This is a genomic window from Methylibium rhizosphaerae (assembly GCF_006386545.1).
Classification (GTDB): Bacteria; Pseudomonadota; Gammaproteobacteria; order Burkholderiales; family Burkholderiaceae_C; genus Pseudorivibacter; species Pseudorivibacter rhizosphaerae.
Genome location: NZ_SWAR01000115.1, coordinates 1 through 1,584, shown reverse-complemented (window position 1 = coordinate 1,584; position 1,584 = coordinate 1). Strand labels below are relative to the sequence as shown.

Below are 1,584 nucleotides of genomic sequence, written 5' to 3'. Positions count from 1 at the left end.
GCATGCGCAAGCTGCTGACCATCCTCAATGCGATCATGCGTGACAGTGCGACCTGGAACCCACTGGCCTCAATGAACGGAAAAGGAGCTTGACTTGAAAGACAGTTGCTCCATCGAGCGGACATGCTCCGGCGGGCTTCGCCCACCTGCGCATGCCGCTCATGTCGAACGTTAGGCCTCATGCATTCGAATCGATGCCCCGGTATGTCACTCGCGCGAACGGCTCTGCCCTTCCTGAGGCACCACTTACCGACATCGACAACCAGGAGCACGAGACACCAAGAGACCAATCGATGATCAAATGCAATGACATTTCCTATCGGCAAGGCTTCATTGAGGTGGCAGCGGGCATACACCCGCACCATGTCAATGTAGAAGTTTGGAATGTGCATCCAGACCGAGACATTTCTGGCTTGTCTCTCGGTGACCAAGCCATTGCCGACAATGAGATCATTGGAAACACAGAGATCGAGCTGAGTGTCGCGCAGGCGAGCGCGCTCATTGAGGCTCTCCGAAATGCGATCCAACTTGCTGGGCAGGGTGAGGCCTAACCCCTCCGTCAAGGGGACTGGCCTGCGGCCAGCCCCTTACGTCGAACGTTAGGTTGCATGAATCGCCATGGACGAGTCTTGGCCGTATCGCAAGGAGTTGGTCGAGTTCGCCGATGCGCTCGCCAAACGCGAAAAGCGTCAGCTTTGGCGCGACGATAGTCTGTCCAAGGCCGAGCGAATGCTCTTTGTCGGATTCTTCTTTGTCCGTAAGCTGATCGAGTGCAACAAGGTCTCCGACCGATGTGCGAGAAGCAGCACCTCAATCAGCCGCGGCGCCATTCGCCGCACGCGAGAAGTCTCTGCGTTCCGGCGAGATGATCTATTTCATGACCTCAGTCGAGTTCAGTGGCAAGACGGAAAGGTCGATGTGCATCAACTGGCCGACAAGATCATTCACGCTTGGTGGATCACACCAATCTCCAGCGACTCCGCTGGCCTCGCTGGCCACGTCTTCACGACGGACACTCAACGCAACAAGGAACTTTGGTTCCTTCCTACAGCTTCGGTCATTGATGTCTTCAATCGCTTCGGGCACGGTGCAGTGACGAAAGTCTCTGCACAGCGAACCGAAAATGGCCGCCTGGTGTACTGGCGTGCTGAATAGCCTGCAACCTAACCCCTCCGTCAAGGGGACGTCTTGCGGCAAGCCGCAAGCCGCCCCTTACGTCGAACGTTAGGTTTCACGAACCCGCTTCCGGGCGACCTCATTCTTTCGGACCAGGCCATGCCAGCAGAATGCGCTTCGCCAATCGTCAGTGCCCTTACCAGCCTTGGAGGCATCGCTGTGGGGGGACTGATCGGCTTCCTCTCTGCCCGGAAGATCAGTGATCGGAACTCGATGGCAGCGGCCAAGGCCAAGTACCGGGCAGCGTTTGCGCCGGCTCTAGCAATGGTCACCGCGGCGTCGATCAGTAAGCGTCCGGGCATCCCGTGGATCGGACGCAGGATCAGATCAGCGAGCTGCGTCCGTCGTTGACTTCGTCGATGAACACATCGTCTGACCAGGCGAGGCCGATCGCCTTGTCCAAGCGCTT

The 1,584-nt window shown here is 57.7% G+C and carries 2 protein-coding genes; both read left to right on the top strand.

Features of this window, described 5'->3' with window-relative positions:
• The first annotated feature begins 292 nt into the window (after positions 1-292).
• Positions 293-550, top strand: a complete 258-nt coding sequence (locus tag E8D38_RS27620) for a hypothetical protein (RefSeq protein ID WP_140637480.1) — start codon at positions 293-295, stop codon at positions 548-550.
• A gap of 67 nt (positions 551-617) precedes the next feature.
• Positions 618-1,154: a hypothetical protein gene (locus tag E8D38_RS27615; RefSeq protein ID WP_140637479.1), complete on the top strand. Its 537-nt coding sequence runs from the start codon at positions 618-620 to the stop codon at positions 1,152-1,154.
• Positions 1,155-1,584 lie beyond the last annotated feature (430 nt).

What these genes read in the sequence shown, in the direction of transcription:
- E8D38_RS27620 (WP_140637480.1), top strand. Translation starts at nt 293, where the DNA reads ATGATCAAATGCAATGACATTTCCTATCGGCAAGGCTTCATTGAGGTG.
- E8D38_RS27615 (WP_140637479.1), top strand. Translation starts at nt 618, where the DNA reads ATGGACGAGTCTTGGCCGTATCGCAAGGAGTTGGTCGAGTTCGCCGAT.